This is a genomic window from Amycolatopsis sp. NPDC054798, assembly GCF_053611505.1.
The window spans coordinates 41,586-63,109 of the sequence record NZ_JBSHAM010000028.1; the positions used below are offsets into that span (position 1 = coordinate 41,586).

22 protein-coding genes are annotated in these 21,524 nt (G+C 68.6%); 12 read left to right on the plus strand and 10 right to left on the minus strand.

The genetic code is table 11. The features are described 5' to 3' along the window. Positions 1-67 precede the first annotated feature (67 nt). The 4 genes from ACWGIC_RS19100 to ACWGIC_RS19115 all read left to right on the plus strand — a co-directional run bounded on the left by ACWGIC_RS19100 (position 68) and on the right by ACWGIC_RS19115 (position 6,889). Positions 68-3,418: a TM0106 family RecB-like putative nuclease gene (locus ACWGIC_RS19100; protein WP_452077266.1), complete on the plus strand. Its 3,351-nt coding sequence runs from the start codon at positions 68-70 to the stop codon at positions 3,416-3,418. 1,562 nt (positions 3,419-4,980) lie between these two features. Next, the gene (locus ACWGIC_RS19105) at positions 4,981-6,102 is read left to right on the plus strand and encodes an FAD-dependent oxidoreductase (protein ID WP_452077267.1); all 1,122 of its coding nucleotides are present in this window, start codon (positions 4,981-4,983) and stop codon (positions 6,100-6,102) included. Positions 6,103-6,232: 130 nt separating this feature from the next. Continuing rightward, entirely contained in the window at positions 6,233-6,475 is a 243-nt protein-coding gene (locus tag ACWGIC_RS19110) for a PLD nuclease N-terminal domain-containing protein (RefSeq protein ID WP_452077268.1), read from the plus strand. 198 nt (positions 6,476-6,673) lie between these two features. Further along, positions 6,674-6,889, plus strand: a complete 216-nt coding sequence (locus tag ACWGIC_RS19115) for a hypothetical protein (RefSeq protein WP_452077269.1) — start codon at positions 6,674-6,676, stop codon at positions 6,887-6,889. 92 nt (positions 6,890-6,981) lie between these two features. Here ACWGIC_RS19115 and ACWGIC_RS19120 read toward each other — a convergent pair whose 3' ends face one another. Further along, complete coding sequence (locus ACWGIC_RS19120; RefSeq protein WP_452077270.1) at positions 6,982-7,497, minus strand: lytic polysaccharide monooxygenase auxiliary activity family 9 protein; 516 nt, start codon at positions 7,495-7,497, stop codon at positions 6,982-6,984. A gap of 213 nt (positions 7,498-7,710) precedes the next feature. On the opposite strand from ACWGIC_RS19120, the gene ACWGIC_RS19125 reads away from it, so the two are divergent. Together ACWGIC_RS19125 and ACWGIC_RS19130 are read left to right on the plus strand one after the other, a co-directional pair. Beyond that, a complete protein-coding gene (locus ACWGIC_RS19125; protein ID WP_452077271.1) occupies positions 7,711-8,022 on the plus strand; it encodes an aldehyde dehydrogenase family protein in 312 nt (103 codons plus the stop codon). A 7-nt stretch (positions 8,023-8,029) separates the two neighbouring features. Further along, positions 8,030-8,179, plus strand: coding sequence for a hypothetical protein (locus ACWGIC_RS19130; RefSeq protein WP_452077315.1), 150 nt, complete (start codon positions 8,030-8,032; stop codon positions 8,177-8,179). 111 nt (positions 8,180-8,290) lie between these two features. Here ACWGIC_RS19130 and ACWGIC_RS19135 read toward each other — a convergent pair whose 3' ends face one another. Then, a complete protein-coding gene (locus ACWGIC_RS19135) occupies positions 8,291-9,004 on the minus strand; it encodes a PD-(D/E)XK nuclease domain-containing protein (RefSeq protein WP_452077272.1) in 714 nt (237 codons plus the stop codon). Between the two features lie 1,339 nt (positions 9,005-10,343). Here ACWGIC_RS19135 and ACWGIC_RS19140 point away from each other — a divergent pair. After that, positions 10,344-11,009 (plus strand): YdcF family protein, encoded by a 666-nt coding sequence (locus tag ACWGIC_RS19140; RefSeq protein ID WP_452077273.1) that lies wholly within the window; start codon positions 10,344-10,346, stop codon positions 11,007-11,009. On the opposite strand, the gene ACWGIC_RS19145 is transcribed toward ACWGIC_RS19140, so the two are convergent. The 3 genes from ACWGIC_RS19145 to ACWGIC_RS19155 all read right to left on the minus strand — a co-directional run bounded on the left by ACWGIC_RS19145 (position 11,006) and on the right by ACWGIC_RS19155 (position 12,909). Next, complete coding sequence (locus tag ACWGIC_RS19145) at positions 11,006-11,596, minus strand: TetR/AcrR family transcriptional regulator (RefSeq protein WP_452077274.1); 591 nt, start codon at positions 11,594-11,596, stop codon at positions 11,006-11,008. The two genes, ACWGIC_RS19140 and ACWGIC_RS19145, sit on opposite strands and share 4 nt — an antisense overlap. Before the next feature lie 4 nt (positions 11,597-11,600). Further along, positions 11,601-12,467: an alpha/beta fold hydrolase gene (locus ACWGIC_RS19150; protein ID WP_452077275.1), complete on the minus strand. Its 867-nt coding sequence runs from the start codon at positions 12,465-12,467 to the stop codon at positions 11,601-11,603. A gap of 79 nt (positions 12,468-12,546) precedes the next feature. Next, positions 12,547-12,909 carry a winged helix-turn-helix transcriptional regulator gene (locus tag ACWGIC_RS19155; RefSeq protein WP_452077276.1) on the minus strand — a complete coding sequence of 121 codons (363 nt, stop codon included), beginning with the start codon at positions 12,907-12,909 and terminating at the stop codon, positions 12,547-12,549. Positions 12,910-12,991: 82 nt separating this feature from the next. Here ACWGIC_RS19155 and ACWGIC_RS19160 point away from each other — a divergent pair, with 82 nt between their 5' ends. Beyond that, positions 12,992-13,831 carry an SDR family oxidoreductase gene (locus ACWGIC_RS19160; RefSeq protein ID WP_452077277.1) on the plus strand — a complete coding sequence of 280 codons (840 nt, stop codon included), beginning with the start codon at positions 12,992-12,994 and terminating at the stop codon, positions 13,829-13,831. A 3-nt stretch (positions 13,832-13,834) separates the two neighbouring features. Here the strand turns inward: ACWGIC_RS19160 and ACWGIC_RS19165 are convergent, their stop codons facing one another. Next, complete coding sequence (locus tag ACWGIC_RS19165; RefSeq protein WP_452077278.1) at positions 13,835-14,233, minus strand: Fur family transcriptional regulator; 399 nt, start codon at positions 14,231-14,233, stop codon at positions 13,835-13,837. A gap of 118 nt (positions 14,234-14,351) precedes the next feature. Between ACWGIC_RS19165 and ACWGIC_RS19170 the strand changes: the two genes are divergently transcribed. Beyond that, on the plus strand, positions 14,352-14,804 hold the full coding sequence (locus tag ACWGIC_RS19170) for a Fur family transcriptional regulator (RefSeq protein WP_452077279.1): 453 nt from the start codon (positions 14,352-14,354) through the stop codon (positions 14,802-14,804). On the opposite strand, the gene ACWGIC_RS19175 is transcribed toward ACWGIC_RS19170, so the two are convergent. The 4 genes from ACWGIC_RS19175 to ACWGIC_RS19190 all read right to left on the minus strand — a co-directional run bounded on the left by ACWGIC_RS19175 (position 14,801) and on the right by ACWGIC_RS19190 (position 19,659). Beyond that, entirely contained in the window at positions 14,801-16,402 is a 1,602-nt protein-coding gene (locus ACWGIC_RS19175; RefSeq protein WP_452077280.1) for a DUF885 domain-containing protein, read from the minus strand. The genes ACWGIC_RS19170 and ACWGIC_RS19175 overlap by 4 nt on opposite strands. 119 nt (positions 16,403-16,521) lie before the next feature. Beyond that, on the minus strand, positions 16,522-17,970 hold the full coding sequence (gene argG, locus ACWGIC_RS19180) for an argininosuccinate synthase (RefSeq protein ID WP_452077281.1): 1,449 nt from the start codon (positions 17,968-17,970) through the stop codon (positions 16,522-16,524). A gap of 93 nt (positions 17,971-18,063) precedes the next feature. Beyond that, positions 18,064-18,465 (minus strand): hypothetical protein, encoded by a 402-nt coding sequence (locus ACWGIC_RS19185; protein WP_452077282.1) that lies wholly within the window; start codon positions 18,463-18,465, stop codon positions 18,064-18,066. Positions 18,466-18,570: 105 nt separating this feature from the next. Then, positions 18,571-19,659, minus strand: coding sequence for a glycosyltransferase (locus ACWGIC_RS19190; RefSeq protein ID WP_452077283.1), 1,089 nt, complete (start codon positions 19,657-19,659; stop codon positions 18,571-18,573). A gap of 103 nt (positions 19,660-19,762) precedes the next feature. Between ACWGIC_RS19190 and ACWGIC_RS19195 the strand changes: the two genes are divergently transcribed. The 3 genes from ACWGIC_RS19195 to ACWGIC_RS19205 are packed head-to-tail and all read left to right on the plus strand — an operon-like array spanning position 19,763 to position 21,521. After that, on the plus strand, positions 19,763-20,038 hold the full coding sequence (locus tag ACWGIC_RS19195) for a hypothetical protein (RefSeq protein WP_452077284.1): 276 nt from the start codon (positions 19,763-19,765) through the stop codon (positions 20,036-20,038). Beyond that, positions 20,035-20,961 (plus strand): FAD:protein FMN transferase, encoded by a 927-nt coding sequence (locus ACWGIC_RS19200; protein ID WP_452077285.1) that lies wholly within the window; start codon positions 20,035-20,037, stop codon positions 20,959-20,961. The genes ACWGIC_RS19195 and ACWGIC_RS19200 overlap by 4 nt, the downstream gene beginning before the upstream one ends. After that, a complete protein-coding gene (locus ACWGIC_RS19205) occupies positions 20,958-21,521 on the plus strand; it encodes a ferric reductase-like transmembrane domain-containing protein (protein ID WP_452077286.1) in 564 nt (187 codons plus the stop codon). Before ACWGIC_RS19200 ends, ACWGIC_RS19205 begins: the two co-directional genes overlap by 4 nt. Positions 21,522-21,524: the final 3 nt, after the last annotated feature.

The window sequence follows — 21,524 nt, forward strand, 5'->3', positions numbered from 1 at the left end:
ATTCCGGGCGGCGTGTCGGCACCCACCTCGCCAGAGCCCATCGAGACCCGTGACAGACTGCCGGGCGATGTACACGCCGTCTGATCTCGCTGACCTGCTCGAATGCGAGCACCGGAGCATCCTCAAGCAGGCGCTGGCGGCGGGGATACCCGGCGCGCCGCGGCCCAGTTCCGCACCCGATCGGCTGGCGGTGAAGCACGGGCGCGAGCACGAGGCGGCCACGCTCGGCCGGTTGCGCAGCGAGCGGACGCAGGTCGTCGAGATCGAGGAGCACGATCCGGTCGTCGCGGCGAAAGCCACCGAGGAAGCCTTGCGCGCGGGTGCGCCGGTGATCTACCAGGCGGTGTTCCACGACGGCGAGTTCTCCGGCCGCGCCGATTTCCTCCTGCGCGACGACCAGGGCCGCTACGAGGTCTACGACACGAAGCTCGCCCGGCACGCCAAGCCCTCCGCGGTCGTGCAGCTCACCGCGTACGCCGACGCTCTGCGCCGCGGCGGCTGGCCCACCGGCCCGGAGATGCACTTGCTGCTGGGCGACGGCAGTACGCGCAGCCTCCGCGTCGACGACTTCCTCCCGCTCGTGGACCGGCTCCGCGACCGGCTGCAGGACCGTCCGCCGCAGTTGCCAGACCGGATCTGGGCCGATGAGCGTCCGGCATGCACCGGATGTGCGTTCGCCGACCACTGTGCGTCCGCGCGCGAGGCCGACCGGGATCTGTCGCTGGTCGCCGGGATGCGCAGCGAGCAGCGGCGCAAGCTGGTGACCGCCGGGCTCGGCACCATCGACGCGCTCGCCGGAGCCGAGCCCGCCGACCGGCCGCGCGACATGTCCGAGGGCACGTTCGCCTCACTGCGCGCCCAGGCCGCGATCCAGGTCCGGCAGGACGAAACCGGTGAGCTGGCCTACGAAATCATCGGCCCGGACGCGCTCGCCGAACTGCCCGAAGCCAGCCCCGGTGACGTCTTCTTCGACATGGAAGGCGACCCGTACGCGCTGGCCGGCACCGGCCTGGAGTACCTCTTCGGCGCGGTCACCCCGGACGGGCGCTTCACCCCGTTCTGGGCGCACTCGCGCGCGCAGGAGAAACGAGCGTTCGAGGAGTTCATCGACTTCGCCACCGCACGGCTCACTGAACACCCCGACGCGCACGTCTACCACTACGCGCCGTACGAGGTCACGGCGATCAAGCGGCTCGCCGCCGTCCACGGCACGCGCGAGGAAGCCGTGGACGAGCTGGTGCGCAGCGGCGCGATGATCGACCTGTATGCCGTGGTACGCAAGGCTTTGCGGGTAGGACAGCGGTCGTATTCGATCAAGTATTTAGAACCACTGTACATGCCGGAAGCCCGCGCTGGCGAGGTAAAAACGGCAGTGTCGAGCATCGAGGCGTACGAGGACTACCTGACGCTCTCGTCCGCCGGAAACTCCGAACAGGCCGAAGAAATCCTGCGCGGCATCGCGGACTACAACGAGTACGACTGCGTCTCCACCTTGCGCCTGCACGAATTCCTCCACCGTGTGCGCGCCGAAGCCGGGATCGACCTTGCCGAGCCGGAGCCAGAGTCCGAAGTGGACGCTCTGCTCCGGCGCACCGAAGAAGAGGAAGCGGCCCAGCGCCGAGCCGAACGCGCCGCCGCGATGGCAGCGCTGGTCGACCCGCTCCTGGACGGTCTTCCCGAGGACCCCGCGGACTTCACCCCCGACGACCACGCCCGCGCATTGCTCGCCGCGTCCGTCGGTTACCACCGGCGCGAGACGAACCCGGCGTGGTGGGAGTTCTTCCGGCAGCTGGCCGCCCCGCTCACCGACCTCGAAGTGGACACGACCTGCGCGGTCCCGGTGTCGGTGACCGCGGGCGAGTGGGTGCCGCCGTCCGGCCGGTTGCGCACCGCGAAACGCACCCTGGCCGTGAAATGCGACCCGGACCGCCCGCACCCGTTCGCGCCCGGCGACGACGTGCGACTGCGCTACGGCGCCGACGCTCGCGACGCGAAAGTCGTGTCCGCGACAGCCGTCGAAGTGACCCTGGAAGAAAGCAGCGCGCCAGACCGGACGTCCAGCGACCTTCCCGCGGCGGTCCTGCCGGGCAGCCCCGTCCGTCCGTCGCCGAAGGACGAGGCGGTGGCCGATCTCGCCCGTCTGGCCGGGGAAACCTTGCCTGCGCTGCCGTCGCACCCCGGCGTCGACCTGCTGCGCCGCATCCCCCGGCTGCGCGGCGGTTTGCCCGAACCGAGGGAGGACCTGGTCGCCACGGTGATCACCGCGGTCGACCAGCTCGACGGTTCCGTGCTCGCCGTCCAGGGCCCGCCCGGAGCCGGAAAGACTTACCTCGCCGGAAAACTCATCGCGCATCTGGTGCGGTCGGGCCGGACCGTCGGCGTCACCTCGAACAGCCACAAAGCGGTCGAGAACGTCCTTTCGGCGGCCATGGAGAACGCACCGGAGATGGCCTGCGCCAAACGCGCGAAGCGGACGCCGGACCCGTCATTGCCTTGGGAACAGCCGAAAAGCAACACGGCACTGGTGCGTTGGCGCGAAGAACACGACACCGGTCACCTGGTCGGCGGCACGGCCTGGACCTTCGCCAACGCCGCCGTGCGCGAGGAACCGTTCGACGTCCTCGTGATCGACGAGGCCGGGCAGTTCGCCCTCGCTGACGCGCTGGCGGTGTCGATGTGCGCGAAAAACCTGGTGTTGCTGGGGGATCCGCAGCAGCTGCCGCAGGTGGTGCAGGGCACCCATCCGGCGGGCGCGGAGGCCTCAGCGCTGGGTCACTTGATCGGCGAGGCCGACATCATCCCGCCGGAACTGGGATATTTCCTCGACCTGACGCGCCGCATGCATCCCGCCGTGTGCGAACCGGTCTCGAACCTGTCGTACGCGGGCTTGCTGCACTCGCATCCCACCGCGGAACGTTCGATCGACGGTTTCCCCTCTGGTCTCTATCTGGCATCGGTCGAACATCGCGGGAACACCACGCGTTCGGTGGAAGAAGCCGCGCAAGTGGTCTCGGTGATCAAGTCGCTGCACGGCCGATCGTGGGAAGGCCGACCGCTCACGGACGCCGATTTCCTTGTCGTAGCCCCGTACAACCTGCAGGCGCGCGTGGTGACGCGTGCGCTCTCCGACGCTGGGTTCGGTGATGTCCGGGTCGGCACAGTGGACCGGTTCCAGGGCCAAGAAGCACCCGTTGTGGTGACGACCATGACGTCCTCGTCGGCGGTAGACTTGCCACGAGGCCTGGATTTCTTGTTGTCCCGCAACCGGTTGAATGTGGCTCTTTCTCGCGCGCAGTCTGTCGCTGTCCTGGTGTGCTCCCCGAAGCTGCTCGAAGCGGACATCAGAACGGTGGACCAGATGCGGCTGGTTTCCGGAATGCTCGGGTTGCTGCGGGACGCCCGGGAGTGGATCGACTGAGCGGATCGAGTGCGGGTGAGCGACTCGGCTGCGTGGATTGACTGCGGGAATTGACTGCGTGAGCGGCTTGGCTGCGTGGCTTGATTGCGGGGACGGCTCGGCTGAGCAGATGAGCTGAGTGGATCGGCTCGGTGGCTCGCCTGCGCTGGCTCGGTTTGGTGGACCGACTGAGTGGGTGGGTTGAGCGGTGCGGCTTGGGGTGGCGACTGCATAGAACGGCTCAGCGGATCGACCGCGTGGGTGGGCTGGGCCCCGGCTCAGTGGATCGCTCGGTGGACCGCCTACGTGGTTCGGCTAAGCCGATCGGCTGCGCGGACGGACTGCGTGGTTCGGCTTAGCCGATCGGCTGAGCGGGTGGGCTGCGTGGATCGGCTCAGCGGATCGACCATGTGGATGGAGTGACTGGCTCGGTGAAGCGACCGCGTGGATCGCCGTGGACCGGCTGCGTGGTTCGCCTGCGCTGGCTCGGCTCGGTGGACCGGCTGAGCAGAACGACCGCATGGAGTGATCGCCGCACCGCCTGCGCCATACCGGCCCAGCGGGTCGACTGCGCGGGCCAATCAGCCCGATCTGCCGACCGGACCCATCCGGCGGGCACACCCGTCCGGCGAGCGCGCCGATGCAGCGGGCGCACCCACCCGGCGGGCGCACCCACCCGGCCGTTCCGGTCGGGAGCCGGGCGGCCGGGCGGGCGCATGTCCCCGCTCGCGCGACCGTGGGGGAGGGGTGGCGCGGCGAGCGAGGTGGTCGGGGCGCCCCGCGCGTCCGGCTTGCGGGTGCCGGAGCGGGGGCGCGGGATCCCCGTCCGCGCGGGGCACTGGGGAGAGATGCCGCAGCGGACGGGGTGGCTGGGGTGAACCGGCGTGTTCTGCGAGACATGTCCGGTGCGGACATTCCCGCCTGGACTGCCCTGCCGCCGATGACGATCGGAGGCGAGACTGGCGGGAAACTCGGCCCATCCGGTTCGCGAACTTTGCCGTTGTTCAGTACAACTCGTTGCGGGCCAAGAACATTCCCGCGGCCGGGGGTGTGCTCCCGCTCTCCGTCCGGACCGGCTGGGGGTTACCGGCCGGCGGGAGCAGGAGCACCGGATCCCGTTCCGCACCTGGGGGGAGCAGTCGTGCGGAGCGGGTAGTTCTGCGCCGGTACGGGGGCCGCCTCGCGGCGAGTGGCACAACCAGGCTCCGGCCGGACCGGTATTCCTGGAAGGCAGAAGGTGAGGCCCGGGGGCACCTCCGTACCGACACCCTGTACAACGCGCGAGCTGCGCGAATGTTCCGGTCCCATAAGGTGATCTGGGTCGCCGCCAATCGAGTGACCGTTTCGTCGGCCCGGGTAGCCGCCAACGGCCGCCCGGCGGTCGAGTCCCGATCAGGTTGCTCCGTCCGGTGAATCGTTGCCCATTCGCTGCGGCCCCGGGCGAGGGCCGCCGCTCCTTGACCGAACCGTCGCCTCGCCGGACCCAGGACGCGGTTGACCGGCGTCACTCCTCAACGAACTTGTTCGTAACGAACATGTTCGTTAAGCTTGGCGGTATCACCCGCGAAGAAACGGAGCACCTCATGACCATCACCATCACCATCGTCGGCGCCGGCCTCGGCGGTCTCAGCCTCGCCCGCGTCCTGCACGTCCACGGCATCGAAGCCACCGTCCTCGACCTCGACGCCTCCCCCTCCGCCCGAGCGCAGGGCGGCATGCTCGACATCCACGACGACTCCGGCCAGGTCGCCCTCCAAGCCGCCGGTCTGCACACCGAATTCCAGGCCCTGATCCACTCCGGCGGCCAGGAAACCCGCGTCTACGACCGCACCGCCGCCCTCCTGTTCTCCGAGGCGGACGACGGCAGCGGCGGACGGCCGGAGATCGACCGCGGGGTCCTGCGCGACCTCCTCCTCAATTCACTGCCGGAGGGCACCGTCCGCTGGGGCACGAAGGTCACCGCCGCGGAACCCCTGTCCGGCGGGCGGCATCGCCTCACCCTCGCCGACGGCACGTCGCTCACCACCGACGTGCTCATCGGAGCCGATGGCGCCTGGTCGCGGATCCGCCCGCTGGTCTCGCCGGAAAAACCGGCCTACACCGGGATCTCCTTCGTCGAGATCGACCTGCACGAAGCCGACTCGCGGCACCCGGACGCGGCAGCTCTCCTCGGCGGCGGCATGAGTTTCGCGCTCGGCGAGGGCAAAGGCTTTCTCGCGCACCGCGAACCGGACGGCAGCCTGCACGTCTACGTCGCCGCGCGTGTTCCGGAAAGCTGGACCGAGTCCATCGACTTCACCGATCGCGACGCCGCCAAGACTGCCGTGCTGAGCCACTTCGACGGCTGGTCGGACCGGCTCCGCGCCCTGGTCGCGGACGCGGACGGCGACCTGATCCCGAGGCTGATCCACGCGCTCCCCGTCGGGCATTCATGGGCGCGGACGCCCGGGGTCACGCTGCTCGGCGACGCCGCGCACCTGATGTCGCCGTTCGCCGGAGAGGGCGCGAACCTCGCCATGCTCGACGGTGCGGAACTGGGGCTCGCACTTGCCCGGCACCCGGGCGACGTCGAACGCGCGCTGGCCGAATACGAGGCCGCGCTGTTCCCGCGCAGCGCGAAATCTGCGGCGGAGTCGGCGCAAAGCCTGGACAGCTGTTTCCGCGCTGACGCACCGGCGGCGTTGCTCGAGCTGTTCGGCGCCTGATGCCCACAGTGTCCATAGTGGACGTGGGTACGACTTAAGCGGTATCCGGATCGAGCCGTCAAGCCGATCCGGGCCGGGCGGTTCCTCTCGCACAATGGGCTTCAGCCCGCTGTGAGAAAGGAATCCTCCGATGACTGCCGTCTTGGCCGACACTGTCCATCAAGGCCTGCAGTTCGCCGCCGTCGCCGGGATGGTCGCGCTGGTGGCGTTTCCGGTCTTGCTGTTCCTCTGCGCGCTGGTGAGCGTGCTCGGCAGCCCGCTTGGCGCCGGGATGAAGTTCGTGTGGGTGGTCTTCGCGTTCTGCGCGCCGTTCCTCGGGCCATTGCTGTGGTTCCTGGTCGGCAAGCGGAGCGCGGAAACCTCGTTTCGCTGACACTGTAGGGCGGCCGCATCCGGCGTGACTGTCAGTTCGCCGAACCGCCGCTTCCGCGCACCGAGGTCCCGGACGCCCGGGCAACGGCGGACGAATTCTTGCGCCGCCTCAGGCAGGACGACCCGGACCGGATCGCCGAGCTTTTCGCGGGCCCGGTCGACTGGCGGGTGAGCTGGCCGGGAACCGCAGCATCGCGCGGTGCCCTGGATTCGCCCCCGCTCCTCCTGGGCAGACGTCGCGGACCACTTCCAGGTGCTCGGAAGCGCTTGCGCCGCAGGGGAAATCCGGGTCGGCCAGATCCTGACCGACGGGGCGGGTTCCCCAACGGTCAAACAGACCGGCAAGCGTTTCACGACCAGCTTCGCGGTCCGCTCGACCGTCGGCGGCGGCTTGATCACGCGGTACCACGTATAAGAAGACAGCCTCGCGGTCGCCGAGGCGGTCGCCTAGCGGAAGCCGCCGGGCAGCCGGGGATTCCGTCCCGGCTGCCCGGCGCTCTCGCGCGGTCAGGAAACGTTCAGGTCGATACAGGCGTAGAACGCGTTGCCGGTGTCCGCGATGTTCCACACCGCGAGCACCTTCTGCTGTCCGGTGTAGCCGCTCAGATCGACCTGGTGCGACACGGTTTCCCCCGGTGCGTGGCCGCCGCCGTCGAAGCTCGCGACCATCGTGTCCCCGACGAAGTACTCGTAGTCGAGAGTGGCGTGCCGCGCGGTGAACACCCAGTTGAAGGTGACCTGGCTGCCGACCTGGGTGACCTTCCAGCCCTTGCTGTCGTCGTCGAGGTCGGCGAAGCGATCGTTGCCGCCGCTACAGCTGCGCAGCCCCTTCGGACCCTCCACGCTCTGCGGTTCCCATTTGATGTCGCCGCAGGACACTGTTCCGTCCGCACACTGGGCCTGCCTGCTCGGCGGGGAGCTGACGTAGCCGTGCGCGCTGGCGATGCCGGGGCCGATCAGCATCAGCACCGGAGCGAGAATCGCGCCGCCGAGAGCGGCGAGCATTGTGCGTTTGCGGGGCATGGTGGCTCCTTCGAAGCCGGGCCCGCTCCCGCGCCGGAGGGCGGCCGGCCGAGCCACGGCACGACCGACGAGCCCGCGGTGGGGTGGTACGCGGGCGGAGGGGTGGGGAGATTTGTGGTCTAGACCATACCTGGCTGTCCGCGCTCGGTCAAGGATTGGCTACCCTGCGTCATTTATATGCGGGATGCTGCATGCCGACGGTGGGGGGCCGCGATGTGCACGGTGAGCGGGTCGGCTGATCGAGAAAATCGAGAACGCGGCAACACAATCCTGCTCAAGCGCGCGTCGATCTGCCCGCGTTCAGCGCCGGCGATCGAGAAGGTTCTGCGCGAAGCGGGTGTGCCGGACGACGCCTACGTGAACGTCTTCGCGTCCAGGCGTCAGGTCCTGTCCCTTCTTGCCGATCCGCGTATTCACGGCGTTTCGCTGACGGGCAGCGAGCAAGCCGAAGCGGGCTGGAGCCTGAAACGATGCGCACTGGAACGCCTCGAGGCGCAACTGCGGGCAGTCCTGCAATGCGCGTGAACGGATCATTGTCCAGTATGACCTTTATGGGGAATTTGCCGACCGTTTTACCGAGCGGGTCACGGACTATCACGTGCCGGGCGATCCGTCGGAGGGGCGGGAGCTGGGGCAGTCGGGGATTGAGGAGTTCATGAACCAGACGCCGATTCGCCTCTGAACTGCTGTTTTGTTGTGTTTGGCCCCGTCAGGCCGTCTCCGAATCTTGGGCCGTCTGCGGCGGCTGGCGGGCTGACCATGTCGAACGCGATCGCACGGTGTACTCATGTGCTCAGCGTGTAACCACGACGGCGACCTTCATGTCCGCTCTCGTCTGAGCCAAGTCGTCCTCGAAGCCGACAGCGTTAGCTACTATGTGTTCCTTGTCGTAAACGAGGATAAAAACTCCCTCGGCGCCGCTGTGATGTGGATACGCGCTGAGGTCGCTGAGAAGTTCTTCTCGAAGTTTCCTGAGTGTCATCGACGGCCTGGTGCACTTGACCTCAATTGCTACCTTCTCACGCTTCAGTACGAAATCGATTCGTGAAGAACCTCCGGCGAACTGCTCGGTTGGATCTTCTGGCCTTACGTCGTCGAACATTGCGAAGAGTACTCCGCCGACTATTCGCTGAAGATCGTACTCGTCGGTGATGCTGAGGCCGACACTATTTTTGTTTGCCTTGCCGAGGAAGTTCGCGACACTCGGGAACCGCCTAAAGGTGGCTTCCAGTTGCTCTAGTGCTTGGGTTGTACCCACGCTGGAGTCGTCCGACCGGTAGATCTGCTGCTCTAGGATGTCGCACTGTCGGTTGAAGTTTGACACGAAGTATCGTTCAACCTCCCATTGCCAGGCGCTAACCTGAAATGGGGAACCCTCTTGGCTCTGATTGGCAAATATCGAAGCTTGGGTCGGGGCTTCTGTGAAAGCTTTCGCTGCTGGCGAAAATGTTGACCCGTCGTATAGTTTGTTGAAGGTTGCTTTGTCTTCCCCTTCCAAGAGTGCCACCCCCTGGTTGTACCAGGTCCTGTACTCTTCTTGGAAGGATCTTGACATCGGATGGGTCTGGCCTGGTGTGCCACTTTGCAGCTGGCGAGCCTTGTCTTCAAACTCGCCTCGACGGCTGAGGAGTTCTCGCAGCTTAGATAAGCGGTCACGAGCCATCTTGAATCCTCTCGTCCGGCCAGGTCAGGCTGTCATCCTACGAAATGGATCCCGCGGCACCCTTTCCCTGTCTGTTGACGCGTGTCATGCCGTCTCGGGATCCTGGGCCGTCTGCGGCGGACGGCGGGGCTTGAACACGCGGTTGGTCGCCGCGCGAGCCCGCTTGTGGCTCGACCGGACCAGGTGGGGGTAGATCCGGAGCGTGTACCCCGGGGTCGTGGTGGCCGAGGTACTCGGCGACCTCCTTGATCGACACGCCGCTGGCGAGCATCGTCGACGCGAAGAAGTGCCGCATGGCGTGCATGCCGTCTCGGCGTTCGACGTACTGCAGGCCAGCGCCCGCGAAGGCGGTCGCCAGAAGTGGTAGGTGAAGTTGGCACCCTTGATCACGTTCCTGATCGGCTGCCCTGCGTAGACGCTGCGCTTGGTCGTCCGGCCGACCATCACGCGCACGGTCTCCGGCCGGCCACCCGGTTCGAGCCAAGGGAGTGTCAGCGTGACCGGCTCGAAGGTGGCCATGTAGTCGTCGATGTCATCGAGCACGCCTTGCCCGAGCGGCACCACACGCGTCTTGCCGCCGGCGGCGGCGCGCTCGTCACCACCCGTGCGGCTGGCTCGCCCTCATGCGACACGGACGGCCTGCCGCTCCGCTCCGGCCGCCGGTCGCCGGGCGGCCCGCCGGAGGGCCGCCCGCGTATGCGCGCCGCCGCGAGCTGGTTGATCCACTCGTCCCCATACGCCCAGAGACGTCGCCGAGTCGATCAGTGTTACGCCGGATCGGGCCACGATCAGGTGACCGCTCCCTCGTCGGCGATCGTTTAACACCGGCCGGCCGCCATCAAGGAGGTCTCCGGCGTCGCTGCGCGCGCCCACCCTTGACACCGGCCCTCCGGCGCTAACGGCAGCGGGGACGAGGAAGACGGGGGAGAGTTGCCACCAGGCCAGACGGGCACAGGGGCAGGGGGGCAGGCCGTCTGCAGGCCGTCAGGCGTCCAGACAGGCTCGGACGCGACCGGACCCAACGGACTCAAAAGAGCAGGTCAGAGGCGATGCGCCCAGGAACGCCCCCAGGGCCGCTGACCGCCTGGATAGTTCATGAACCAGACTTTGACCTTGAGGCTTCAGCTCTCGGTTCACGTAGCCAGCTACAGTCAAAATCCCCGACTGACTCCGGAGCCGATGCATGGCCGAGCACTCGACCACCGTGGCGGACCACCTCCGCGCCGACGTCCAAACGCTCTGGGACTACCACCACCTCCATCACCAACTCCGGCCCGCGGATGTCGGGATCGGATTGGGAAGCCACGATCTCGGCGTCGCCGCCTACGCGGCAGAGCTATACCAACAGGGCTGCTTCCCGAGAATCGTCTTCACCGGAGCCAACGCGCCGACAACCGTGGACAGATTCCCGCGAGGCGAAGCCGTTCACTACCGCGAGCACGCTTTGGAGCTGGGCGTTCCAGACAACGCGATCCTGGTCGAGCCGAAGGCGCGGAACACCGGCGACAACATCACGTTCAGCCGACAGCTGCTGGAAGCGCGGGGAATCGAGATCGAGTCAGTCGTGTTGATCTCGCGTCCCTACCAACAGCGGCGGGCCTACGCGACGTGCAAGAAACTCTGGCCCGAGGCAGACGTCCTCTGCGCCTCCCAGCCATTGCCGCTGGACGAGTACATCCGCGGCATCGGCGACGTAAACCGGGTCATCAACATGCTGGTCGGCGACACCCAGCGGATAAGCGTCTACGCCCGCCGAGGATTTGCGATACCGCAAGAGATGCCAAGCCAAGTCGAACGCGCACTAGCGAACCTGATATCCCACGGCTACACCGCAAGACTCCTGCACTAGGAAACAAGCAACCCGCTCAACCACCCCGCGAACACCTGCTGCACATCCCCCCGCACCCGGTCCGGATCGTCCGCGTGCGCGATCATCCGCGCCGCCTCCATCACCGTCGCCAGCACCAGTTGTGCCAACGCATCCACCGGAGTGTCCACAATCAACCCGGCGTCCCGCGCCGCTGTCAGATTCTCCGCGACCAGCCCCAGGCCGTACTCGGCTTCCAGTTCCCGCCAGGCGTCCCAGCCCAGTACGGCCGGGGCGTCGGTCAGCGAGATCCGCCGGACGTCCGGTCGCAGGCAAGCGTCCAGGAACACCCCCAGTGCTCCGGAAAGGCCCGAAAGCGGGTCCGGTGCGGCGTCAAGGGCCTCCGAGACCTCGACGGTCAGTTCCCGTTCCAGCACTTCGACCACGGCCCGGAACAGGCCCTGTTTGTCGCCGAAGTGGTGGTACAGCGCGCCCCGCGTGACGCCTGCGGTGCGGGTGATTTCTTCGGCGGGCACGTCGTGGTAGCCGCGTTCGCCGAAGAGGTCTCGGGCGGCCTTGATCAGTGCGGCTCGTGTCGCGTCGGAGCGTTCTTGCTGGGTACGTCGCACGCACCTAATCTGCCATGGCGGCGGCGAAGCGCGTGATGTGCCCGGCCAGTGCGTCGGGCTGATCCTCCGAGACGAAGGTGTACGAGTCCGGCACCTCGACGATCTCCGCGTCCGGCAGGATCTCCGCGAGGCGGTGCGCCAGGCTGATCGGGAACAGTTTCTCCTCCGGCGGCCACACCAGCAGCACCGGACGCTTGAACTGGCGCAGTTTTTCCGCCGCGGCCAGGGTGTGGCGGGAGTCGACGGTGCGCAGGAACTTGCGCAGATCCCTGCGCAGGCCAGGGGATTTCCGCAGTTTGCCCAGGTACTCCTCGGCGATGTCCGGCGGCAGCGGGCGCTTCGTGACCCAGCCGAACAGCAGCGGCAGCCGGTACAGCGCCTTGATTCGCAGCAGCTGGCCGAGCACGGCCATCGAACCCGGGACGCGGGCGAGGGCCGGCAGCGGCTGGAAGATCGGCGGGAAGAAGTACTCGAAGCTGTCCGACGGCGTCAGCACGACCCGCCCGACTCGTTCCGGGTACCGCGCGAGCAGCAGTTGCGTGATGGCGCCGCCGGTGTCGTTGGCGACCAGGATGACGTCCTCCAGGTCGAGTGCGGCGAGGAAGTCGCCGAGGAGGGTGGCGAGTCCGCCGGCGCTGAGGTCGGCGTCCGAGCGCATCGGGACCGGATGCGCGCCCAGCGGCAGATCCGGGGCCAGGCAACGGAATCCGGCGTCCGCGACGGCCGGGGCGACTTTGCGCCAGAGGAGCGCGTTGGTGAGCACGCCGTGCACGAAGACGACCGGACGGCCGCGTCCGCGCTCGAAATACCGGATCTCGCCTTGCGGGAGGTTGACGTGCCGGGCAGTGCCGAGTTCCTCGTATGCGGTCATGCAGCCGAAGATACATACATGCAGTCTGTATGTAAATTACGTCTGAGGTAATGGCCGGTCTGGCCAGGGCGGACGTGGGTTACCGCGAGCCCAGCTTCCGGGTGATCCGGGTGAAGAGGTCGTCCAGCGGTTCGCGGAGGTCACGGCCGAATTCGGTCAGCCCGTAGCTGACCTGGGGCGGGCTGGTCGGCTCGACGTGCCGCCAGACAAGGCCGTCCTCGACCAGCGCGCGCAGGGACTGGGCGAGCATTTTCTCGCTGATGCCCCGGATGCTGTCGCGCAGTTCGTAGAACCGGAGTTCCTTGTCCCGCAACGAGATGAGGATCCAGATTCCCCACCTGCTGGTCACGTGGTCGATCACGTTCCGCGCGGGGCAGTCGGTGTGAAACACCTCATAACGCGGCTCGGCGGCGGCCGGGGTGAACTGCGCGCTTCCTGTCACGTGTCGAGCTTACCCAAAGGTATGTCCTTACGAAGAGTAAGCGAACCGGCCTAGCGTCGGCGTCCTACGAAGGGAGCTGTTCATGATCGTGGTGACCGGGGCGACCGGAAACATCGGACGGCCGCTGGTACAGGCGCTGATCGACGCGGGCGAGCAGGTGACGGCGGTGTCGCGGCGCGTCGCGGAGGTGCCGGAAGGCGTCCGGCACGTGGCGGCGGACCTGGCTGATCCGGCCAGTCTCGAACCCGCCCTGACCGGGGCGGAAGCGTTGTTCCTGCTGCTGTCCGGCGACCTGCACGCGGTCGGAGCCGATCCGGCCGACCTCATCGTGAAGGCCGCGGACGCCGGGGTCCGGCGGGTGGTTTTGCTGTCGACGCTGGGTGTGGCGACCAGACCGTTCGGCACGACGCGGATCGCGATGCGCGCGTTGGAGGACGTGCTGCGCGAGTCCGGTTTGGACTGGGCCATCCTGCGGCCGGGCGGGTTCGACTCCAACGCGCTGTGGTGGGCGGAATCCGTCCGCGCACAAGGAGTTGTCGCCGCGCCGTTCGGCGACACCGGGGTGCCGATCATCGATCCGGCGGACATCGCCGAGGTCGCGGCCGCCTGCCTGCTGGACGACCGGCACATCGGCGGCGTGTACGAGCTGACCGGGCCGGAGGTGATCACGCCGCGTCAGCAAACGGCGGCGCTGGCCGCTGCGCTGGGGACGCCGGTGCAGTTCCGCGAGCTGACCCGCGCCGAGGCCAAGGCGGGCATGACCCAAAGCATGCCGGGCGAACTCGCCGACGACACCCTGGACATCCTCAGCTCGCCGACGCCGGCCGAACTGCGCGTCAGCCCGGACGTCGAGCGGATTCTCGGCCGCCCGCCGCGTTCCTTCGCCGACTGGGCGGCCCGCACTATCGCCGCGTTCCGCTGAGTGTCACTCGGCGGCGGTGCACCGGGAGCACAGGCCGGATACCGCTTCCACCGAGGATTCCGTTGGCGCGCCGTCGATCGCCTCCAGCCGGCCGCATTGGCGGCACAGCAGGTGGGAGTGGTCGAAACCGGCAAGCTCGTAGCGTTGCGCGACGCCGACGTGGTCGAAGCGGTGGACGAGACCGGCGGTGACGCCGGTGGTCAGCACGTCGTGGACCGCCCTCGTGGACGCCATCGACAGCCGTTCGCGGACCAGCGGCAGCAGTTCCGCGACGGTCACATGCGGGTTTTCGGCCAGCACTTCCAGCACGACCCGCCGGGCGGTCGTCACGCGCAGGCCGGCTCGCCGGAGCCGGGTCCCGGCGTCGGCGCTGGACGGGGTGGGTGCGGAGGTCGTGAGCACGCCTCCTTTGTAGTCCGCACAGTTGATCCAGTCAAATGTAAGAACGGGTCAACTCTAGGACTGTGACCCGTTGCACGCCAGAATTGATTCGGTCAAGTCTGCGGGTACCATCCGGGCCATGGACGAGTTCGGGGCGCGCCTGCGCGACAAGGGCCTGCGCAACACGCCGCAGCGGCGTGCGGTGCTGGCCGCGGTCGCGCGGACCCCGCACGTCACGGCCGCGGAAATCGCGACGGTGCTCGACGCCGACGGGGCCGTCGGCGCGTTGTCCAGGCAGGGCCTTTACAACGTGCTCGACGACCTCGTCGGCGCCCGCCTGCTGCGTCCGCTCGAACCGGCGGGCTCGCCGGCGCGGTTCGAACTGGAAACCCATGACAACCACCACCACCTGGTCTGCCGCGGCTGCGGCCGGATCCAGGACGTGCCGTGCGCGATCGGAGCGGCACCGTGCCTCGAACCCGGTCCGGTGCCCGGTTTCCGGGTGGACCAGGCCGAGGTCACGTGGTGGGGGATGTGCGCGGAGTGCGAGGCCAAGGATTTAGCGGCCAAGGCTTCAGAAGCCAAGGCCTAGCGCAGCGCCTCCTGCAGCGCCGCGAGCCCGACCGGACCGACGGCCAGCGCGTCGTGGTGCCACTGGCGGAGCGTGAACCCGGGTTTGGCGGCGGCTTCGGCGCGCGCCTGCAGCCACGCGCGTTCGCCGATCTTGTACGAGATCGCCTGGCCTGGCCAGCCGAGGTACCGCACGATCTCGGCGTGCACGCGATGTTCCGCGGCCAGTCCGCGCTCGTGCAGGAAGCGGCAGGCGGTGTCGAAATCCCAGCGGGAACCGTCCGGCAGTGGCAGATCGAGGTGCGAGCCGAGGTCGATCACCACGCGCGCGGCCCGCAGCGCGGAACCGGCGAGCATGCCGAGCCGGGTGCCGCGCTCGGAGAACCAGCCCAGTTCGTCCGCGAGGCGTTCGGCGTACAGCGCCCAGCCTTCCGCGTGGCCGCTCACTGAATGGACGCGCGCGTAGCGGCTTACCGAGTCCCCGGCCAGGCCCGCGACGCCGATCTGCAGATGGTGTCCGGGAACGCCTTCGTGGAACACCGTCGTCAGCTCGGACCAGGTCGCGAAGCGTTCCCGTCCGCCGAGCGGCCACCAGGTACGGCCTGGTCGGGTGCCGTCCTCGGCGGGGCCGGTGTAGTACGGCGAACCCGACGCGGAACCGTACGCGAGCACAACATCCAAGGCCCGCAACGGTTCCGGGATGTCGAAGTGCTCGCTCGCCGCTTCCATCGCGCGGTCGTGCGCGGTCCGCAGCCAGTCCAAATAGGACTCTTCGCCGGTCACCGCGCACTCTTCGTCCAGTCGCGCCAGTACTTCCGCCACGCTCGCGCCGGGCTGGATTTTCGCGACCTCCGCGGCGATTTCCGTTTCGATGCGCTGAAGTTCCGCCCAGCCCCATTCGTAGGCCTCGGCGAGGTCGAGGTCCGCGCCGAGGGAAAGCCGGGCCGCGACGGAGTAGCGTTCCGCGCCGACGCCGTCGGTTTCCGTTGCGTGCTGGGCGTAATCCTCGCGCAGGAACCGGGCGAGCGCCGCGTAACCGCGGTGGGCGGCGTCGGCGCCGGCGCGCAGTTCGCCGGCCTGCGGCCCGTCGCCGTACTCCTCGACGAGTGCATTGTGGACACCGGCGTAACGCTCGGCCTGGACCGCAGTCTCCAGCGCTTGCCGTCGCGCCGCGCGCAGGCCGCGGTCGAGACCGGCCTGCAGCGTTTTCTGCCAGCCGCCGAGCATCGTTTCGACCCCGGCCATCCGGACCGCGACGACGTGCCAGTCGTCCGCGTCGCGGCGCGGCAGCAGCCGGACCGAATCGGCGATCGAGTTCAGCGTGCCGAAATGGGCCTGGACGTGGCGGAACGGCTCGTTCAGCTCGTGCCAGGCCAGTTCGGCTTCGAGGCTGTCGCGCAGGTGCGCGGACGCGATCCGGTCCGCGCGGGACTCGGGGGTCAGCGCCGAGAGCGAGGCGAGCGTGCGCCGGGCGAGGTCGGCGCGGGCCGCGAAACCGTCCGGGGTGAGGTCGGTGAGCGCGGTCGCGTCGGTGGTCACGCCGTCCAGGGTCGCGGCGATCGGGTCGAGCGCTGCTTCAGCCGTGACGTGGTCGGCGGACAGCTGGAAGATCGGGGTCACGCCGCCACGGTATCCGGGAGCGGCGGCCCGAATATAGAGACGTTAGCGGGGTCCGGACGCTGGTATAGAGAGGATGCCCGCGCCGGTGGACCGGCGCGGGCATCCGCGGGAGAAAAGCCTCAGTCGGTGCCGGATTCCATCGCGGCGCGGTCGAGCAGCTCGACGTCGTCGGCCCGGCCGCGGGACGCGATCGTCTCGGCCCCGCCCTCGGGCATCGCGCCGATCAGGCCGGTCGAGGCCGCCTGCGCGGCTCCGATCAGCTTCGGGTGCGAGTTGCCGCCGACCATGCCGAGGCTCGCGTACTGCTCCAGCTTGGCGCGCGAATCGGCGATGTCGAGGTTCCGCATGGTCAGCTGGCCGATCCGGTCGACCGGGCCGAACGCGGAGTCCTCGGTGCGCTCCATCGACAGCTTGTCCGGGTGGTAGCTGAACGCCGGGCCGGACGTGTCGAGGATCGAGTAGTCCTCGCCGCGCCGCAGCCGCAGCGTGACCTCGCCGGTGATCGCGGTGCCGACCCAGCGCTGCAGCGATTCGCGCAGCATCATCGCCTGCGGGTCCAGCCAGCGGCCCTCGTACATCAGCCTGCCGAGACGACGGCCCTCGTTGTGGTAGCTGGCGATGGTGTCCTCGTTGTGCACCGCGTTGACCAGCCGCTCGTACGCCGCGTGCAGCAGCGCCATGCCCGGGGCCTCGTAGATGCCGCGGCTCTTGGCCTCGATGATCCGGTTCTCGATCTGGTCGGACATGCCGAGCCCGTGCCGCCCGCCGATCGCGTTGGCCTCCAGCACCAGCTCGACCGAGGTGCCGAACTCCTTGCCGTTGATGCTCACCGGACGGCCCTGTTCGAAGCCGATCGTGACGTCCTCGGGCGCGATCTCGACCGCCGGGTCCCAGAACCGCACGCCCATGATCGGCTCGACGATCTCGATGCCGGTGTCGAGGTGCTCCAGCGACTTCGCCTCGTGCGTGGCGCCCCAGATGTTGGCGTCGGTGGAGTAGGCCTTCTCGGTGCTGTCGCGGTAGGGCAGGTCGTGCGCCTGCAGCCACTCGGACATCTCCTTGCGGCCGCCGAGCTCGCCGACGAACGCCGCGTCGAGCCACGGCTTGTAGATCCGCAGGCCCGGGTTGGCCAGCAGGCCGTAGCGGTAGAACCGCTCGATGTCGTTGCCCTTGTAGGTGGAGCCGTCGCCCCAGATCTGGACGTCGTCCTCCAGCATCGCGCGCACCAGCAGGGTGCCGGTGACCGCGCGGCCGAGCGGGGTGGTGTTGAAGTAGGCCCGGCCGCCGGTGCGGATGTGGAACGCGCCGCAGGTCAGCGCCGCGAGCCCCTCCTCGACCAGCGCTTCCTTGCAGTCGACCAGCCGCGCGAGCTCCGCCCCGTAGGCGTGCGCGCGGCCGGGGACGGACGCGATGTCGGGTTCGTCGTACTGGCCGATGTCGGCGGTGTAGGTGCACGGAACCGCACCCTTGTCGCGCATCCACGCCACCGCCACGGACGTGTCGAGGCCGCCGGAGAACGCGATGCCGACCCGCTCGCCGACGGGAAGGGAAGTGAGCACCTTGGACATAGGAATGATTATGCACGACGATGTATGAACGTGCATCCCCGGGTGGTGTGAACTCGCTCTCCCGGGGCGGGGACCCGACGTCCAGGCGGCCTTTCACCGCTCGTGCAGGCGCTGACGCCACCACGCGGCGGCATGCCAGGGACTGATCGAACTGGCTGTGGGGTCGGGCAGGGTCCTTCGCCGGAACTCGTCGTCGAGAGGAGCGAGGACTCGGCGCAGTTCGGCGCGGGCGCCGCGAGGCAGCGTTCGCAGGGTGGCTTCCAGCTCGTCCCGGGCATCGACCGGATCGCAGCACGGACAGTCAGGCCACGGCAGGTACAGCCAGCGGCCGGGCTGACGCAGGAAGCGGCGGTATCGGTCAAACGCTCGGGAAAAGCTTTCCGGCCACAGCTGGCGAGTCTCCGCGGCTTCGATCGCGAGCTGCGTTCTTCTGCTGACACCGGGAATCGGGACTGTCGATCGGCGATCGCGGGTCTGGGGTCGATCGGCGCGCACCGCGCCAGGCCTCTTACGAGGCATTGCCCCCTCGGGACGACGTCATGTCGGCAGGATGCCACATCGGCCGAGTGCCGTCATCCAACTCGGCCAGCTGCAGGGGTCTCAGTACGTACGGCCCTTCCAGCCAGTCCGGCGGCGAGCCGAATCCAGCGTCATCAGCGTGTACAACGCGGCGGTGAACGGCAGCCACACCCCCGCGATCAGGGGCTGCCGGTAATACCGGGCCACCGGCACGAACGTCGCCGCCATCAGGAACCAGGCCACGGCGGCTTGCCACGCGCCGGTCAGCGCCAGCACTGGCGGGGCCAGGAAAACGACGATCATGCCGACCACGGTTCCGGCCAGCAGCAATGGCGAGTGCCGGAGCTGGGTGTAGGCGCTGCGGGCCACCATCTGCCACAGGTCGGCGAGCCGCGGATACGGCCGGACGCTCCAGACTTTCGAGGCGTAACCCAGCCAAATCCGGCCACCCGCCGACGCGACCGCCCGGGCGAGTGCGACGTCGTCGATGACCGCACCGCGGATCGCCTCGATCCCGCCAGCGCGTTCGAGCGCGGAGCGGCGGACGAGGACGCATCCGCCGGCCGCGGCGGCGGTGCGCCAGCGGGCGGAGTTCACGCGGCAGAAGGGGTAGAGCATCGCGAAGAAGTACACGAACGCGGGCACGATCAGCCGTTCCCAGAACGTTGCGGTGCGCAGAACGGCCATTTGAGATACCAGGTCCCGTCCGCTGGTGGAAGCGGCGACGAGGGTTTCCAGCGAATCGGGGCCGTGTGAGATGTCAGCGTCGGTCAAGAGGAGGAAGTCGACGTCTCCGGCTTCGCGGACGCCGTGCGCTACGGCCCAGAGCTTGCCAGTCCAGCCGTCCGGTGGTTCGCCGGGGCTCGTGACAGCGAGCGGGAGTCCATTCGGGACAGTCAGCGAGCGGGCAACTTCCGCGGTGTCGTCGGTGCTGCCGTCGTCTACGAGGATGACTCGCGCGTCGCCTGGATAGGTCTGGCGGAGCAGGGTGGGCAGGGTTTCCGGAAGCAGTTCGGCCTCGTCGCGGGCGGGCACCACGATGGCGACGGACGGCCAGACGTCCGGACGGACCAACTTGGGCAGGCGTTGCTCGGTGCGCCAGAACCAGCCGTGGCAGAACGCGAGCCCGGCCCACACCGCCAGCGTCGCCCACGCGAGGACCGTGCTCATGCGCGGAGTGTAGTGACTGGAAGCAAACTGACAGGTCGCTCCCAGCGGACTCATAGAAACGCGGCTGAGACTGGGTGTTCCCACCACCGGAGAGGACCCCGGCATGGACCCGGACATCAGGAAACGGCAAGAAGAACGGGCACGCGTCCGGCATCGGACCGCGTTCGTCACGGCGGTCGCGGCAGTGCTCGGAGTCGCGGCGGCCGGAGGCATCGGCTACGGACTGACCGCGGCTGGGTCGGCCAGAGGGACCACTTCGACCGGTGACAGCACCGCCTCCACCGGTACTGGAACGAGCACTCAGGACCAGCTGCAGGCGCCCGCGCAGGAGCCCGGATCCGGCACCGGGCACGCGCACACCGGATCGGGCGCGTCGTGACCGGGCCGTATTCGGCGGCGTTCCCGGCGCTCGGCACGACCGCGCGGGTGCTCGTCACCGAGGAGACCGCGCTCGGTCCGGCGACCGCGCTGCTGCGGACGCGGCTCGCCGAACTGGATCGGGCATGCAGCCGATTCCGGACTGATTCGGAGATTTCGGCACTCCACCGGGCCGCGGGCCGGGAAGTGGAGGTGAGCCCGCTGCTGGCCGACGCGCTGTCGGCGGCGTTGCGGGCTTCGTGGCTGAGCGGCGGTCTGGTCGATCCGACGGTCGGCGGGTCGCTGGCGGCGCTCGGCTACGACCGGGACTTCGCCCAGATCACCGACGGGCCCGCAGCGACGCCAGTTCCCGCGCCGGGCTCGCATTGGGTGTTGTTCGAACCGGCCCGGCGCATTGTCGTGCTGCCGCGCGGCGTCACGCTGGATCTCGGCGCGACCGCGAAAGCCTTTGCGGCGGACCAGACTTCCGCTGAGATTGCCCGCCGCTACGGCTGCGGCGTGCTGGTGAACCTCGGAGGCGACCTCGCTGTCGCGGGTCCGGCTCCGGCAGGCGGCTGGCAAGTGGCGATCGGCGACGACCACAGCGACGCGGTCGCCCACGCCGGTACGACGATCACGCTCACCAGCGGCGGCCTGGCGACGTCGGGGGTCGCCAGGCGGACCTGGCGGCGCGGCGGTCGCGTGGTGCACCACATTGTCGATCCGCGGACGGGCGAATCGGCGGATCCGTGCTGGCGGACGGTGTCCGTGGCGGCGAAGTCCTGTGTGGACGCCAACACGGCCAGCACGGCTTCCGTGGTGCTCGGCGTGGCGGCATTGGAATGGCTGGGGGCGCGGAGATTGCCCGCGCGGCTGGTGAGTTCGCGCGGCGCGATTCGGACTACAGCGGGCTGGCCGGGGGACCGCCGGGAGCGTGCATCGTGAGTTCCGCGCTCTGGTACTTCAGCCGTGCCACCGGAATCGTCTCGCTGGTGTTCTCGACGGCCGTCGTGGTGCTCGGATTCCTCAACTCCGGACGGTTCGCGACCCGGCGGTGGCCGCGCATCGCCCTCGCGGACCTGCACCGGAACCTCGCCCTGACCAGCCTCGTTTTCTTGGGCGCACACATCATCTTCGCGATCGTCGACGGCTATGTGGACCTCGGCTGGCTCGCTGCCGTCGTCCCGTTCGTCTCGGGCTACGAGCCGTTCTGGATCGGAATCGGTGCGGTAGCGGTGGATTTGCTGCTCGCCATCGTCGTGACGAGCCTGCTGCGGACCCGCATTCCGCCGCAGCTGTGGCGCGCGGTGCACTGGCTCGCCTACTTGTGCTGGCCGGTCGCGCTCGCGCACAGTGTCGGCCTCCTCGCGTCCGACAGCGCACGTCCGTTGCTGATCGCGCTCGACATCGCGTGCCTGGTCGCCGTGCTGGCCGCGGCGAGCGTGCGGTTCGGCAGTACCAGTCCCGACACCGAGGCGCGTCGCCTCTCGCCACTTCGGAGGTGACAC